The sequence below is a fragment of the Variovorax sp. V213 genome (assembly GCF_041154455.1).
GTDB lineage: Bacteria > Pseudomonadota > Gammaproteobacteria > Burkholderiales > Burkholderiaceae_C > Variovorax.
The window spans coordinates 3,003,844-3,018,317 of sequence record NZ_AP028664.1 but is presented as its reverse complement, the minus strand read 5'-3'; the positions used below and the strand labels follow the sequence as shown (position 1 = coordinate 3,018,317).

Annotated in this window: 12 protein-coding genes and 1 pseudogene; 9 read left to right on the top strand and 4 right to left on the bottom strand. The window is 63.8% G+C overall.

Annotated features, from left to right (window positions below):
• Positions 1 to 111: 111 nt before the first annotated feature.
• Both ACAM55_RS14415 and ACAM55_RS14410 read left to right on the top strand, forming a co-directional pair.
• Entirely contained in the window at positions 112 to 2,073 is a 1,962-nt protein-coding gene (locus ACAM55_RS14415; RefSeq protein ID WP_369652215.1) for a DUF3363 domain-containing protein, read from the top strand.
• A 464-nt stretch (positions 2,074 to 2,537) separates the two neighbouring features.
• The gene (locus tag ACAM55_RS14410) at positions 2,538 to 3,530 is read left to right on the top strand and encodes a quinone oxidoreductase (RefSeq protein WP_369652214.1); all 993 of its coding nucleotides are present in this window, start codon (positions 2,538 to 2,540) and stop codon (positions 3,528 to 3,530) included.
• Between the two features lie 61 nt (positions 3,531 to 3,591).
• Here the strand turns inward: ACAM55_RS14410 and ACAM55_RS14405 are convergent, their stop codons facing one another.
• Complete coding sequence (locus tag ACAM55_RS14405) at positions 3,592 to 4,410, bottom strand: IclR family transcriptional regulator (RefSeq protein ID WP_369652213.1); 819 nt, start codon at positions 4,408 to 4,410, stop codon at positions 3,592 to 3,594.
• 83 nt (positions 4,411 to 4,493) lie between these two features.
• Between ACAM55_RS14405 and ACAM55_RS14400 the strand changes: the two genes are divergently transcribed.
• The 4 genes from ACAM55_RS14400 (at position 4,494) to ACAM55_RS14385 (ending at position 9,331) form a co-directional block, all read left to right on the top strand.
• Positions 4,494 to 5,480: a Bug family tripartite tricarboxylate transporter substrate binding protein gene (locus ACAM55_RS14400; protein ID WP_369652212.1), complete on the top strand. Its 987-nt coding sequence runs from the start codon at positions 4,494 to 4,496 to the stop codon at positions 5,478 to 5,480.
• A gap of 5 nt (positions 5,481 to 5,485) precedes the next feature.
• Complete coding sequence (locus ACAM55_RS14395) at positions 5,486 to 6,262, top strand: enoyl-CoA hydratase/isomerase family protein (RefSeq protein ID WP_369652211.1); 777 nt, start codon at positions 5,486 to 5,488, stop codon at positions 6,260 to 6,262.
• Between the two features lie 6 nt (positions 6,263 to 6,268).
• Positions 6,269 to 7,477, top strand: coding sequence for a CaiB/BaiF CoA transferase family protein (locus ACAM55_RS14390; protein WP_369652210.1), 1,209 nt, complete (start codon positions 6,269 to 6,271; stop codon positions 7,475 to 7,477).
• 156 nt (positions 7,478 to 7,633) lie between these two features.
• Entirely contained in the window at positions 7,634 to 9,331 is a 1,698-nt protein-coding gene (locus tag ACAM55_RS14385; RefSeq protein ID WP_369652209.1) for an acyl-CoA dehydrogenase, read from the top strand.
• Between the two features lie 152 nt (positions 9,332 to 9,483).
• Here ACAM55_RS14385 and ACAM55_RS14380 read toward each other — a convergent pair.
• Positions 9,484 to 9,642, bottom strand: a pseudogene (locus ACAM55_RS14380) (transposase); the annotation flags it as partial.
• Between the two features lie 507 nt (positions 9,643 to 10,149).
• Between ACAM55_RS14380 and ACAM55_RS14375 the strand changes: the two are divergent.
• The 3 genes from ACAM55_RS14375 to ACAM55_RS14365 all read left to right on the top strand — a co-directional run bounded on the left by ACAM55_RS14375 (position 10,150) and on the right by ACAM55_RS14365 (position 12,576).
• Positions 10,150 to 11,118 (top strand): LysR substrate-binding domain-containing protein, encoded by a 969-nt coding sequence (locus ACAM55_RS14375; RefSeq protein ID WP_369652208.1) that lies wholly within the window; start codon positions 10,150 to 10,152, stop codon positions 11,116 to 11,118.
• Positions 11,119 to 11,203: 85 nt separating this feature from the next.
• Positions 11,204 to 11,773, top strand: coding sequence for a carboxymuconolactone decarboxylase family protein (locus tag ACAM55_RS14370; protein WP_369652207.1), 570 nt, complete (start codon positions 11,204 to 11,206; stop codon positions 11,771 to 11,773).
• Positions 11,770 to 12,576, top strand: a complete 807-nt coding sequence (locus ACAM55_RS14365; RefSeq protein WP_369652206.1) for an amidohydrolase — start codon at positions 11,770 to 11,772, stop codon at positions 12,574 to 12,576. The genes ACAM55_RS14370 and ACAM55_RS14365 overlap by 4 nt, the downstream gene beginning before the upstream one ends.
• 42 nt (positions 12,577 to 12,618) lie before the next feature.
• Here the strand turns inward: ACAM55_RS14365 and ACAM55_RS14360 are convergent, their stop codons facing one another.
• Both ACAM55_RS14360 and ACAM55_RS14355 read right to left on the bottom strand, forming a co-directional pair.
• Entirely contained in the window at positions 12,619 to 13,227 is a 609-nt protein-coding gene (locus tag ACAM55_RS14360; RefSeq protein WP_369652205.1) for a glutathione S-transferase family protein, read from the bottom strand.
• Positions 13,224 to 14,459 carry a CaiB/BaiF CoA transferase family protein gene (locus tag ACAM55_RS14355; RefSeq protein WP_369652204.1) on the bottom strand — a complete coding sequence of 412 codons (1,236 nt, stop codon included), beginning with the start codon at positions 14,457 to 14,459 and terminating at the stop codon, positions 13,224 to 13,226. The genes ACAM55_RS14360 and ACAM55_RS14355 overlap by 4 nt, the downstream gene beginning before the upstream one ends.
• Between the last annotated feature and the right edge of the window lie 15 nt (positions 14,460 to 14,474).

Sequence of the window (14,474 nt, the reverse complement as noted above, 5' to 3'; positions counted from 1 at the left end):
CACCGCACCTGCGACCGCGTGTGCCGCGCGCGAGCCGTTTCGCCATCGCTGCGAGCCGTCTGCGCGTGCCGTTCCCGAGACATTGCGCCCCAATGCGCTGGAGCGTGGGCAATGGCATCCGCTGACGAAGACCGCTTCCGCGTCCGCCCGAGCCCACCCAAGACACGTTCCGGGGCGAAGTCCAAGGGCTTCGTGACGCAGGTGCTCAAGGCCGTCTCCAAGTCCGGTGCCAAGGCCTCCAGCTCGCGCGGAGCGCGGCCGGCATCGACCTTCGGCCGGGGTCGCGTGGCCGCCGGTATGGCGGGCCGCGGCTTGGGCGCAAACGCGCGGCGCGTGGTCATCAAGTCTCGCTTTGTGGTGCTCCAACGCGCGGGTGCCAAGGCAGTCGTGGCGCACCTGCGCTATATCGAGCGAGAGGGCGTCACCCGTGACGGCCAGAAGGGCCAAGCCTATAGTGCCGACACCGACGCGGCAGACCTCAAGGGCTTTGAGGACCGCGGCCAGGGCGATCGGCACCAGTTCCGATTTATCGTCTCGCCGGAGGATGCTGTTGAACTGGAAGACCTCAGGGGCTTCACCCGGCAATTGATGCGCCGCATGGAGATCGATCTGGAGACCCCACTGGATTGGGTGGCCGTGGACCACTGGGACACCGACAACCCACACACCCACATCGTGCTGCGCGGCTGGGTGGGCAGCCAGCGCCATGGGCACGACCTGGTGATCGCGCCCGACTACATGGCCCACGGCATGCGACTGCGCGCCAGCGAGATCGCCACCGAATGGCTGGGGCCGCGCACCGAAGCCGAGATGCGCCGGAGCCTGCAGCGCGAGGTGGGCCTGCAGCGCTTCACCAGCCTGGACCAACAGCTGCTGCGGCAGGCCGCGATGGACATCGTGGATCTCACCGAAATACCCTGCACAGAAGGCACACAACGCCAGACCTTGCTGCGTGCCCGGCTGCAGCGGCTCGAGGCCTTGGCGCTTGCTCAACGTATCGACGCCAACCACTGGCAACTATCGCCCGGCATGGAGCAGACCCTGGCCGCCATGGGTGAACGAGGCGACATCTTGCGCATCATGCACCGGGCGATGAAGGGCGAGCAGCGGGAGTTGGTGACGGACTCGCGGGCGAATTCACCTGTCATCGGGCGCATCGCGGCCAAGGGCCTGGACGATGAACTGCATGATCGCCCCTATCTGGTGGTCGATGGCATCGATGGCCGGGCGCACTACCTGAAGTTGCCGGCCGGCACCGACCTGGCCGGGCTACCCGTCGGTGCCATCGTGGAGGCCAAGCCGTCGACACAGGTGAGAACCGTAGACCGCAACATCGTGGCGGCGACCAGGGACGGCATCTACGCCACGATCAGTCACGAGGCTCAATTGAAGCAGGCTGGCGACCGGAATCCGCTGGTCACGGCTAAAGTCCACGTTCGCCGGCTTGAAGCGTTGCGCCGCAGCGGCGTCGTGGAACGTGTAGCCGATGGCGTCTGGGCCGTGCCGCCGGATTTGCTGCAGAAGGCCCGGCAGCATGATGCGCAAAAGGCCGCTGGGCACGTCGTCGAACTGCGCTCACACATGCCCCTGGAGCAGCAGATCAAAGCAATGGGCGCGACCTGGCTGGATTGCAGCCTGGTGATCGACGCCGCCAAAGGCCAGCAGCCAGTTGCCCAGGGCTTCGGTGCGCATGTACGGGAGGCAGTAGCGCAGCGGGCGGACTTCCTGGCTGGGCATGGACTGGCCCAGCGCCGAGGCCAGCGCGTAATCCTCGCCCGCAACCTGCTGGCAACACTGCGGAACCGCGAGCTCGCAGTTGCAGGCAAGGCCTTGCAACACCAGACAGGCCAGCCCTACAGACCAGCGCAGGACGGCGAGCATGTCGGCGGGATCTATCGCCGCAATGTTGAACTCGCCAGCGGCCGTTACGCACTTCTGGACGAAGGCACAAGCTTCAGTCTGGTGCCGTGGCGACCGGTGATCGAACACAGACTTGGACAACAAGTGTCGGTAATCGTGCGCGGCCGGTCTGCCACTTGGCAATTCGGGCGAAGTCAAGGCGTCGCCATCTGATGGGGTCGCCAAGTGATGATGCATGCACCAACTTCCTAGGGGGCTGGCCTGGAATGATCTCTACCTATTGGAGAGAGTCTTAAATCGAGCAGCCGCAGCGCGCTGGGACTAAGACGAAACGATTTTCTTCAAAAACGTGTGACCGCACTTCGTGCGAAAGGAGGACTCTCGCCGGCGATGCGAGCGCGCGCCATCACGGTATGCGTGTGAACGTACGGGCGTGTGCAGTGCGGATAAATGACTTGCATGATCGCCTCCAATGTGTGGCGACATCCTTGCGGCCCTCGTGAATATGGGTGATATTCGATTACTTCGCGATGTATCTCTTGCGGGCTGAATTCTGCAGCTAATCTTCAGCAGGATTTCAATGATGGCGACGAGTCAGCCAGTGCTTGGATATGGCTTGATCGTCCGAGGCTAATCCTCAGGTCCCGGAAGGTCTACCATCAAGCGAGGAACTATTCATGACTGCACTTCAAACAACGACGCACGCGATCCGATTGGCCAAGTTCGGTGGGCCGGAGGTCATGAAATTCGAGACCATCGATCTGCCGGAGCCGGGCAGCGGTGAAGTTCGCCTGCGTCAGACGGCCATTGGATTCAACTACATCGACGTCTACCAGCGAAGCGGAAAATATCCCTTGAGTGCGCCGACAGGACTGGGACATGAAGCGGCTGGCGTCATCGAGGCGCTAGGGCAAGGGGTCGTGGACCTGCGTGTCGGTGACCGCGTCGTGTACATGAACGCGGGCGTAGGTGCCTACGCGGAGCGGCGCAACGTGCCCGCATCCAAGCTTGTCCGCATTCCGGACGGTGTCACGGACGAAGACGCGGCGGCTGTGTTCTTCAAGGCCATGACCGCTCAGTACCTCGTCAAGAAAACATGCGCAGTCAAAGCTGGCGATGTCGTGCTCGTTCACGCAGCAGCCGGCGGCGTGGGGCGGATCCTCAGCGCATGGGCAACTGCACTCGGCGCCACGGTGATCGGCACGGCCGGCTCCTGCGCCAAATGCGCCGTCGCCCGCGCTGCAGGTTGCGCTGCTGCAATCAACTACGGCGACCCAGATTGGGTCCAGCAGGTCATCGATGCCACAGGAGGGCGCAAAGCGCGGGTGGTATACGACTCGGTCGGTAAGCATACGTTCCTGGGGTCGCTTGACTGCGCAGCGCCTTTCGGACTCGTGGTGTTGTACGGCGCCGCCTCAGGGCCAGCGCCTGCCATCGATCCGGAGCTTCTTAACAAGAAAGGGGGTCTCTTTCTCACTCGACCTTCTGTGTTTCCCCACAATGCAAGTACGGAGGTATTCCGTGCAAATGCGACCGATGTTTTTGATGCCATGGCGTCAGGGGCGGTGCGCGCGTCAATCGGCTCGCGGTTCGCACTGCGCGAAGCGCCGGCGGCGCACAAAGCCGCACAGGACCGCGCCACTACAGGCGCAATCTTGCTGATTCCCTGAACAAGCTCAGACCCGTAGTCGCCATGCATCTCCGGCGCATCGCCGGCGCGTGGTCTTCTGCCTAGCGCACCGCAACCCTGCGGATGGACTCAAGAGCTTCGCGCAGGGTTGCGACGAGCCGTTCGCGGTCTCGGCGCACTTCCTTCATGGGACCGCCAAGGCTGAGCGTCATCGGCTCCCGACCCCGTGCCGCTGGTATGAGCATGGCCAGAGCCGCAGCGCCCGGCTTCGACGTTCCCATCGAAACCGCATAGCCTTGACGCCGCACGGTTTCCAACTCGCGCACGACGGCGGCAAACTCCAGCCGATTCGTCGAATCGGTCTCAAGCGCGTTGGCCTTGCGCAGCAGCATCGCAATTTCGCGCTCGGGCAAAGTCGTCAGAAGCATTTTGCCGGCAGCGCTGCGGAATAGCGGCCGCAGGGACCCCGTCTTGGCCAGGAAGCGCCCCTCCCGCGTGGCCTGCAAAACGTGCAGATAGCGCACATGCACCCCGCGCCGCGACCCGATCATCACGGTATGGCCAGTCGTTTCGAGCACATCCTCCATCAGTCGCAGCAAGTTGTGCTCGCTATACAGGTGTTCCTGGATCCACGCCGCCGCGAGCGAAATGCGCACATTCGGCACGTACATGCCGGTGCGGGCGTCGTGGTCGAAGTACCCGGTTTCGGCGAGCCCTCTCAGGAGCACAGAGGTACTTGACTGCGGCCAATCGAGCGCGCGAGCAATCACGCCGACCGCCGTCGGCCGGCGCTCTTCTGCGAAGAACTCTAGCAGCTCCAGTACCCGCTGTGCGGACTTGACGGGGTTTGTCACGATCCATGAATGGAATTTTGCATCACATATGTGATTGTAGAACTTCGAGGCTCCGACTTCACGCATGCTTCGCCCGACACCGACGAGCACTTTGGGCGTCTCTGCAGAACCTGCAGAGTACCAACGGCCGCGGAAAACAAGGAGACACAATGAACCCAGGCTTCCCATCTCCCATCCGCCGTGCGCTGATGGCCACTGCAATCATTGCCGCATTGACCCCGGCAGTTTCGATGGCACAGGCGTATCCCGAGAAACCGATCCGCCTGGTCGTGCCCTATGCACCCGGTGCTGCGGCCGATCAGTTGGCCCGCGCGCTTGGCGATCGCCTTGGTCAAGCACTCGGGCAGCCTGTGATCGTGGACAACCGCGGTGGAGCAGGTGGAACTCTCGGCGCCGACAACGTCGCGAAGTCGCCCGCGGACGGCTATTCGCTGGTGCTGGGGACTGATGCCAGCCACGCCACGAACCTCTATTTGAGCAAGCGTTTTCCGTACGATCCGGTAGAGAACTTCACGCCTGTCGCGCCGGTTGCCGTCAATCACATCGTCCTGGTGGTTCATCCGTCCCTGCCAGTAAAGACTGTCTCCGAGCTGATCGCGTATGCAAAGGCAAACCCCCAAGCGCTGAGCTTCGGCAGTTCGGGCAATGGTTCGGCTCACCACCTCGCTGGTGAACTGCTCATCGAAAAAACCGGCATTCGCATGGTTCATGTGCCCTACAAGGGCGGCGGGCCCGCGATGACTGACCTGATCGGCAATTCGATCCCGGTCCTGTTCGCTAGCTTGGCGACGGCAAAGCCGCACATCGACAGCGGCAAGGTGCGTGTCCTTGCGGTAGTAGAAGACAAAAGGTTCCCGGGGCTGCCCAACGTACCAACCATCGGCGAGACGGTTCCGGGGTATGCGATCTCGTCATGGTTTGCCATCTTTGGTCCAGCCGGCCTGCCACAACCCGTTGCTACCAAGCTGAATGCGGAGATCAACAAGGCACTTGCGCAGCCTGCATTGCGCGAGATGCTCGAGAGGTCCGGCATGTCGGCAACCGGGGGCAAGCCCATGGATCTCGCCGCCCTGGTCAAGAGCGAGCTTGCGGAGCGTGAAAAGCTCGTCAAAGGCGCCGGCATCGAGCCGGAGTGAAGGCGATGATCATCGAAAATCTGCCCTCGCTCGTGGTCGACGCCGGGATCGCGACGATCCGCCTGAGTCGTCCGGCTCAGCGCAACAGCCTGCGCGACGCCGACTTGCACTGGCTGCTCCACACTTTTGCCACTCTCGACGCCGATCCGTCGATCCGTGTGGTGGTGTTAAACGCCGATACGCAAGGTCAAAAGAGGCCCGTCTTCTGCGCCGGCTACGACGTTGGCGGTTTCGACAGCAGCCGTCATGACCCTCGGTTGTTCGAGAAGGTGCCGGACGCTCTGGAGGCGATGCGGCCCATCACCCTGTGCGCGCTCAATGGCAGTGTCTACGGTGGCGCGACTGACATCGTCCTGGCTTGCGATCTGCGCGTTGCGTTGGCCGGTTCCGAGTTCCGCATGCCGGCCAACGCGCTCGGCTTGCACTACTACCCGAGCGGCCTGCGGCGCTATGTCTCGCGGCTCGGCATCAGTGGCGCCAAGCGCGCCTTTCTCACGGCGAAGGCCCTGCCAGTAGAGCAGCTGCAGGCCTACGGATTGTTCGAACAGGTGGTGGCAGCTGACAGTTTTGAGACCGTGGTGGAGTCGCTCGCGCAGCAAGTCGCTTCGCTTGCGCCGCTTTCTGTTCAGGCCACCAAGCGGTCGATCGACGAGATCGGACGCGGCGAGTTCAACGAGGACCGCTTGCGTGAGCGCGAGACCCTCACTCTGCGCAGCGCCGATTTCGCGGAGGGCCGGGCGGCCTTCGCCGCGAAGCGCGCGCCACGCTTCACTGGAAACTGAAAAGACATGTCTACCGCTCCTCACAAGCCGCTGGCCGGCGTGCGCGTCATCGAAATGGCGCAAATCATGGCCGGCCCCACCTGCGGAATGATGCTGGCCGATCTGGGCGCAGAGGTCATCAAGATCGAGAAGTGGCCTTCGGGCGACGATGCGCGGCAATACCAGAAGCCGGGCGATTCGGCTATGCCACCGTCGTTCCGAATGATCAACCGCGGCAAGCGCTCGCTCGCGCTCGATGTGCGCACGCCCCAGGGCAAGGAGGTGCTGCTGCGCTTGGTGCGCCAAGCCGACGTGCTGACCGAGAATTTCCGTGTCGGCGTGATGGAGCGTCTGGGCTTGGCGTATGCCGACCTCAAACCGGTGAACCCGGCATTGATCTACTGTTCGATAACCGGCTATGGCCGCACGGGTCCAATGGCAAAGACCGGCGGCTTCGACCTGATCCTGCAGGCCTTCAGCGGCATCATCGCCGCCACGGGCGAGGCGGACCGCGACCCGGTCAAGCCGGGTGTGTCGATCGCCGATACCAATGCCGGCATCCTGGCTGCGCTGGCGATCGTGTCCGCCTACGTGCACCGTCTCAAGACCGGCGAGGGCCAGCATGTCAGCACGTCGCTGCTGCAAGCTGCGATGCAGCAGACCTACTGGCTGGCCGCGAACTACTTCTCCAGCGGGCGCGAGACGCAGCGTCTGGGCACCGCGCACTCTTTGATCGCCCCGTACCAGGTGTTCAAGGCGGGCGACGGCCGCATGGTCATCGGCGCCGGCAACTCCAAGGCGTGGCAGGGAATGTGCGAAGTGCTCGGGCACCCGGAATGGACCGAGGACCCGCGCTTCGACCATCCGCAGCGGCGAGTGCAGCACCGGGCTGAGCTGGAGACGCTGATCGAGGCCGAGTTGGCTGGAGGCACGGTTGCTGAATGGTGCGCGCGCTTCGATGGGGCTGGCGTACCGGCGGGGCCGGTCAACAGCGCCGGCCAGGCGCTGGAGCACCCGCAAACGCGCGCGGTGGGGATGGTGATTGACGTGCCGGACGGCGAAGGCGGGATGACGCGCGGCATCGGCACGCCGCTTACGTTGGATGGCAAGACCGAAGTGGCAATGATGCCCGCCCCCAAGTTGGGAGAGCACAGCAGTTCGGTGCTGCGTGACTTTGGTTTCGAGCAGCAGGAAATCGCGGCGCTGATTGCGTCGGGTGTCGTCCAGCAGGGATGAACTCGTGAACACGTGCCCTTCCATGCGTGCGCGGGTTGCCATCAACCTCGCTGGCCCGTCCGGTTTGCTGCTTCCACGCTTTGGTCCGCACCTGCGGACCGAACGACACTGAGCCGCTAAGCCGATATGTGGAGCTACACACCGCCGCTGCGCGCCATGCAGTTCGTGATCGAGGACGTGCTGCAGGCGCCGCCCGCGTGGAGGTCGATGCCTGCCTTTGCCGAGATCGACGCGCCTATTGCGCGTGCCGTGTTGGAAGAAGCAGGAAAATTCGCCGCGGGCGTGCTCGCGCCGATCAACGGCAAAGCCGACCTCGACGGTTGCACTTGGCGTGACTGCGGAGTCACCACGCCTGCGGGCTACCGTGAGGCCTACGCGGCGTTCATCGAGCAAGGCTGGGCTGCACTCGCCTGCGACCCCGAGGATGGAGGGCAGGGCCTGCCTGCGATGCTGAACGCGGCGTTCAACGAGATGATCGCCGCCGCCAACCACGGCTGGACCATGTACCCAGGCCTGCTGCATGGCGCGTACGAGTGTTTGCGTGCGCACGGCAGCTCCGAACTGAAGCAGCGCTACCTCACCAAGCTTGCGAGCGGCGAATGGCTGGCGACGATGAACCTCACGGAACCGCAGGCGGGCAGCGACCTCGCGCTGGTGCGCAGCAAGGCCGATCCGCGGCCTGATGGCAGCTACCGGCTAACGGGAAGCAAGATTTTCATCTCGGGCGGCGAGCACGACCTCACCGACAACATCGTGCACTTCGTTCTAGCGCGCTTGCCGGACGCGCCGTCCGGTACGAAGGGAATTTCGCTCTTCCTCGCGCCGAAGGTCCTTTCGGATGGCTCGCGTAACGCAATCCGCTGTGACGGGATCGAGAAGAAGATGGGAATCAAGGGAAGCGCCACTTGCGCAATGAATTTCGACGGCGCGACCGGCTGGCTTCTCGGGGAGCCGAACCGCGGGCTGGCGGCGATGTTCGTGATGATGAACTCGGCACGGCTTCAAGTGGGCCTGCAGGGCTTGGGCCACCTGGAGGCGGCGCACCAGAATGCGCGCGCCTACGCACTCGAGCGGGTGCAAGGCCGCGGACAGCCGCTTGCCGCCCATCCTGCCATTCGACACATCCTCTGGCACCTGCGAGCGCAGGTCGACGCTGGCCGAGTGTTGGCTTACTGGTGTGCAGCTCTCATAGACGAGTCGCACCACGATCAGGACGCAGCATGCCGCCAGGCCGCCGACGCCCGTGTCGGCTTGCTGACGCCAGTGGTCAAGGCGTTCCTCACTGACTTGGGACACCGAGGCGCGGACGACGCGCTTCAGGTCTGGGGCGGCTACGGCTACGTGCACGAGTACGGGATCGAGCAGACCGTGCGCGACAGCCGCATCGCGATGATCTATGAGGGCACGAACGAGGTCCAAGCAATCGATTTGCTGCAGCGCAAGGTACTAGCCGACGGCGGGGCCCAATTGCAGACCCTGCTATCCATGCTGGACACGGATGTCAACGCCATGCCGGCAGCACTGGCGGACCTTGCCGCCGCGCTTCGCGCACAGACGGTTGCGGCCCGCAAGGCCACCCAGGCGCTAATCGCCGGACAGATGGCCGATCCTGAGTGGCCGCTGCGCGTCGCCGACGACTACCTGCGCGCGCTGGGTCTCACGCTGTTCGGTTGGGCTTGGTGCCGGATCGCTCGCGCGGCCGCAGCGGTTACTGACGACGATTGGTGTGCTGACGCGCTGAGCGCGGCGCGCTATGGCATCGAATGGCTGCTACCAGAAGCGACATGGCGCTGGCAGCGTATCAGTCGGCGTGAGGCCGTACTGCAGTCGATAGCGAGCCAAAGGAAGATCTAAACAGGTCACTAGTTGGCGTGCGCTGAGGGCCAATGGTGTGCATTGTGGCGAAATCGCGTCGCCAGGTGCCCGAGTTGATAAGACCTGCCCCTGATTCAGCGCTCTAAGGTCGATTGCGGACGCACCGGTCTCATCATCGCCATCAGCTTCTCTTACGCGCCATCTACAGGTTTTGACAGCGCGAGTAGCGTGATCACATGCGCCGTGTTCGTGCTCACGTGCTCAGTCCCTTTAATCTCACCTTCGTGAGGCCGAACTGCCGTTTGACTGCCCGAAACGGGGGCTCCACCTTTTGCGCGGATGCTTGCCTTCTGATGCTCCGCCAGCTTGCACGCCTTGGCCTTGGCGCGGCTTTCTTGCATCTTCGCCATGCCGCTCGGTCGGCCCGCCATGTGCGAATGCACATTCCGCTTGAGACCGCTCTGCGTCCCCCGGGAACCCGAGTCCGCCCGTAGCGCGTCCTCTTTGTCATGAAGCAGAGCGCTCACTTGTTCCACCTCTCATCCACCCGCGCTGCGTCCTACTCAAAAGTAAGCAATATGCCTTGCTGGATGATGCCATGGGGTCTGCCCTGGAGCATGGAAACCGGCAATTGAGCAGCGACTAGGGGCAGCAGGTCGCGTCGACGGGTTGTTGTGGGAAATCGCGCGACAGAAGAGAATGGCAATTGCATGAATGCAGCCTATAGCGTGCCGGCAGTGTGGTGGAATCTTTCGCACGCTGCCTGAATTGTCTCGGTATCGTGCGCCTTTTGCGCGTCGAGTATCCATTTTCATTTGGTCAGAACGCCAGCGAGCCACTGCGGTAAGAATTTCGACATGTCCCATGCCAAGCCGACGGAATACCGCCTTTCTTTGACTGCCGACTTGAATCGGTGGCGGACGTTTCTGACCATCGCCGAACTGGGTAGTCTGACCCGTGCGGCGTATTTCCTAGACAGCAACCAGTCCCTACTCAGCCGCCAACTGAATGCACTCGAGCGCGAATGTGGTTCCCGCTTGTTCAACCGTACGGGGCGCGGCGTGGAGTTGTCCGACGTCGGCGTACGAATCTTGCCGCAGGTTCAACAGTTGCTGGGCAGCGCAGAAGCACTGCAAAAGGAAATCATCGGCGATGCACGCGAACCTGCAGGACAGGTGACCATCGGTTCACTGACATCGATCAGTATCTCGCTTATTGGTCCCTTGTTCACGGTCATCCGTGAGCGCTATCCCGCGATCAAACTGAAAGTACTGGAGGGCTCGAGCGGGCAGTTGGAGGAGTGGCTAAACGAAGAGCGGGTCGACATCGGCATTCTTTATCGATATGGTACCTCGCTGTCGGAGCACGAGCAGGTGCTAGCGACGCTTGACAGCTATCTCATCGGCTGCGCTGGCGACAAGATCACCTCGGCCTCCGAGGTGATCTTCGCGGCCTTGCACGAGTTGCCCCTGATCCTGCCGAGCCCGCCCCACGGCCTCCGAGGCGTGCTGGACACCATGGCCCGACGTGAAGGAATTTCACTCAACCCCGCAATTGACGGCAACTCGCTGCAGTTGCAGAAGCTGTTGGTCGAGCACGAAAAGCTATATGCCGTGCTTCCGCTGCATGCCGTGTGGAGCGAGCGCGAAGCGGGGCGCCTCCAGGCGGCCCGGATCGTCTCCCCCTCGTTGCAGCAGACCATCTCGATGGCGCTTGCCCGCTCCAAGGGACCCAGCCGGGCGGTGACTGCCGTCACAGCGCAGATCACGGATCTGGTGGACGCGATGGCGATCAAGGGCATGTGGCGCCTGGGTCCGACCGAATGACGCGAGACGCATAGCAGTCTTGCGTTTGTGGTGCTGAGGGGGCCACGGATTGGGCGTTACGCTGTCGTGCGACAGGAGTCCATCAATGCCACGAATCTCGCTCCCCTCACCTGACAACATGCTGCCCGCGCAGCGCCGTGTTTACGACAAGGTCGTGGCGGGCCGCAGGGGCAAAGTCCAGGGACCGCTGCGCGCCGCCTTGCACAGCGCAGAGCTTGCCGACCGCTGGCAGGCGCTGGGCGAACTGCTTCGCTACGACACCACGCTCACGCCGCGGCAGTCGGAGCTTGCGATCCTCGTGACCGGACGCGCCTGCCGCTCGCCTTTTGAGTGGTACGCCCACCGCATCGAGGCGCAAAAGGCCGGCATCCCGCAGGAGGTCATCGACGCGTTGCTGGCCGAGGCCATACCGACGGGTCTTCCTTTGCACGAAGCGGCGGTGGTGGATTACGCGCGGGAACTCAATGCCACCAACTCTGTGTCCGACGTTACGCACGCGCGCGCTCTCGAGTGCCTGGGTGAACGCACGCTGGTGGAGCTCACCGCGCTAGTGGGTTACTACACGATGGTCGCGATGATGCTCAACGCGCAGGAGATCCCGCTGCCGGAAGGCGTGGTGCCGGCCTTTCCGTTGCCGCAGGAGGCGAGCCGATGAGTGAAGGTTGGGACTGCCACGCCCATCTGTTCGGACCCTACGACCGCTATCCGCTCGCAAGCGAGCGAAGCTATACACCTGACGAGGCTCGATGCGAGCAGTACCTCGAGTTGCTGCGCGACCTCAGCTTGTCGAACGGTGTGCTGGTCCATCCCAGTGCCTACGGCGAGGATCATGGGCTGCTGCTGGATGCCTTGGCGGCGTTCCCGATGCTGCGCGGCGTGGCGGTCGTCAGGCAGGAGGCATCCAAGGCACTGTGCGGGCTGCACGGCAAGGGCGTGCGAGCCGCGCGTTTCAGCCATCGCAGCGGTGCTGACGGCAATTTCAGCGGCAGCGCTTCATTCGCTGATCTGTGTCAGTTGGCGAGCACGCTTGCGGACGAGGGTCTGCATGCCGAGCTGTGGACAGACTGCGCCAGCTTGCCAGGCATTGCTGCCCAACTGGCGCGCCTGCCGGTACCGGTGGTTATCGACCACATGGGCGGCTTCGATGCGGCCTCCGGCACGGAGGACTTGGGATTTCGCTGCCTGCTCGAATTGCTGGAGGCGGGGCAGGTCTGGGTGAAGCTGTGCGTGTACAGGAACGTGCCGGGGATGACCGACCTGGAGGTCGGCCGCCCATTTCACGACCGGCTGGTGCAGACTAACCCGCAGCGACTGCTGTGGGGTAGCGACTGGCCGCACCTGCGCGTGGCGCCGCGCCCTGATGCCGCCTTGCTGCTGCAACGCTTCAAGGATTGGGTGGGCAACGCCCGGACGATCGAACGTATTCTCGTGGACAACCCGGGCTCTCTCTACGAATGAACGTCCGAGGGACCGAGCCATCACGTGCGCTCGGGTTCCGAGTCAGCCCTCTCGCGGCTCCGTGAGGGCAAGGGCAGGGCGATGACGAACCTGATCGTGCCAGGCGCGTAGCCGAGGCGCGATTTGCCGCCAGCCCACCGTGTCCAGTCGGTAGTCTAGGTAGCCCAACGCGCAGGCTATCGCGATGTGGCCGATCGAGAATGGCGCCAGCTCCAGGTGCACCGCCTCCCGGTCGAGCGCGCGCAGCGCTGCCTGTGCTTTCAGGTCGAAGGCCGAAAGCAGTCGCGCCAAGGGGACCTCGCGCTCACGCTCATTGCGCCACAGTATGAGGACATCGATCAGCCCGTCGCCCAGGGCGTGCCAGCGCAGGGCCTGCCACTTGAGCTCGGATCGTTCCAGAAAAAGTCGCCCGCCCCCGGCAAGGGTGTCCAGGTACTCGCAGATCACCACGGAGTCAAACAGGGTCGATCCATCTTCCAGCACCAGCGTCGGGATCTTAGAGAGTGGGTTGTCCAGCATCAGGCGCTCGTTGGGCGTGAGCATCGCGGCCACGCTGCGCACGAGCTCGATGCGATGCACCAGGCCCAGCTCATGAGCACACACCATCACCTTGCGGACGTAGGGTGATTTAGGCGACCAATGCAGCTTCATGCGATCACTCCTTCGGCGCGCAGCGATGCGATGCCAGGACTGTCGTAGCCGAGTTCCTCCAGGATGGCATCGCTGTGGGCGCCGAGCTGCGGGGGAGCGGCGCGCATAGGCAGCGTGCCACCGCCGAAGCGCATCGGGCTGGCTACCTGCGGCACATCCACGCCGCAGGGATGCGGCACCTGGCGCAACATCTCGCGTGCCTGCACCTGCGGGTCCTCGAAGACGTCCGCGATCGAGTTGATCGGCCCGCACGGTACCCCGGCAGCGTCCAGCGCGCGGATGAGATCCTCACGCCGCCACCGCGCGAAGCACTCGCGCAGCATCGGGGCCAACTGCCCGATGTTGCGCACCCGTTGCGCATTGAGCGCGAAGCGTTCGTCCCGCGCCACTTCGTTCAGCGCCAACACCTCGCATAGCTTGGCGAACTGCCCGTCGTTGCCGACGACGAGGATCACATCGCCGTCGGCGCAGGCGTAGACGTCCTGAGGCTGGATGTTGGGATGCGCATTGCCGTTGCGCGCAGGCACGCGGCCGGAGATCAGGTAGTTCATGGCCTGGTTCGACAGCGTCGCGACCTGGACGTCGAGCATGCCGATGTCGATGGTTTCGCCGAGGCCCGTCTCGCTGCGGCGAGCCAGCGCGGCCAGCACCGAGACCGTGGTGTACATGCCGGTCATCAGGTCGACGATGGGAATGCCCACCTTCTGCGGCCCGCCGCCGGGGCGGTCATCGCGCTCGCCGGTGACGCTCATCAGCCCGCCCATGGCCTGGATCAGGAAGTCGTAGGCCGGCTGGTCGCGCCGTGGCCCCGTCTGTCCGAAACCAGTCACCGAGCAGTAGATGAGGCGGGGATTCAGTTCACGCAGCGACTGTGCATCGAGCCCGTAGCGCGCCAGCGTGCCGGCCTTGTAGTTCTCGAGAACGATGTCCGAGCGCATCGCGAGTTCGCGAACCACCTGCTGCGCTTCGGGCCTGTCCAGGCTCAGGGCGATGGAGCGCTTGCCGCGGTTCGCGGCCAGGTAGTAGGCCGACTCGCGTGTGTCCTGTCCCTGCGCATCGCGCAGGTAGGGCGGACCCCAACTGCGAGTGTCGTCGCCGGCGCCAGGGCGTTCGACCTTGATCACGTCGGCACCGAGGTCGGCCAGCGTCTGGCCCGCCCACGGCGCGGCAAGGATGCGGCTCAGGTCAAGCACGCGGATGTGCGAGAGGGGGCCTTCTTTTTGGGGTGTCATCGATCTGGTTTCCGG

Excerpts from the sequence above, each read along its gene's own strand:
- ACAM55_RS14405 (WP_369652213.1), bottom strand. The coding sequence starts at position 4,410 with ATGCGTGAAGTCGGAGCCTCGAAGTTCTACAATCACATATGTGATGCA.
- ACAM55_RS14370 (WP_369652207.1), top strand. The coding sequence starts at position 11,204 with ATGCCACGAATCTCGCTCCCCTCACCTGACAACATGCTGCCCGCGCAG.
- ACAM55_RS14395 (WP_369652211.1), top strand. The coding sequence starts at position 5,486 with ATGATCATCGAAAATCTGCCCTCGCTCGTGGTCGACGCCGGGATCGCG.
- ACAM55_RS14375 (WP_369652208.1), top strand. The coding sequence starts at position 10,150 with ATGTCCCATGCCAAGCCGACGGAATACCGCCTTTCTTTGACTGCCGAC.
- ACAM55_RS14355 (WP_369652204.1), bottom strand. The coding sequence starts at position 14,459 with ATGACACCCCAAAAAGAAGGCCCCCTCTCGCACATCCGCGTGCTTGAC.
- ACAM55_RS14415 (WP_369652215.1), top strand. The coding sequence starts at position 112 with ATGGCATCCGCTGACGAAGACCGCTTCCGCGTCCGCCCGAGCCCACCC.
- ACAM55_RS14360 (WP_369652205.1), bottom strand. The coding sequence starts at position 13,227 with ATGAAGCTGCATTGGTCGCCTAAATCACCCTACGTCCGCAAGGTGATG.
- ACAM55_RS14390 (WP_369652210.1), top strand. The coding sequence starts at position 6,269 with ATGTCTACCGCTCCTCACAAGCCGCTGGCCGGCGTGCGCGTCATCGAA.
- ACAM55_RS14365 (WP_369652206.1), top strand. The coding sequence starts at position 11,770 with ATGAGTGAAGGTTGGGACTGCCACGCCCATCTGTTCGGACCCTACGAC.
- ACAM55_RS14400 (WP_369652212.1), top strand. The coding sequence starts at position 4,494 with ATGAACCCAGGCTTCCCATCTCCCATCCGCCGTGCGCTGATGGCCACT.
- ACAM55_RS14385 (WP_369652209.1), top strand. The coding sequence starts at position 7,634 with ATGCAGTTCGTGATCGAGGACGTGCTGCAGGCGCCGCCCGCGTGGAGG.
- ACAM55_RS14410 (WP_369652214.1), top strand. The coding sequence starts at position 2,538 with ATGACTGCACTTCAAACAACGACGCACGCGATCCGATTGGCCAAGTTC.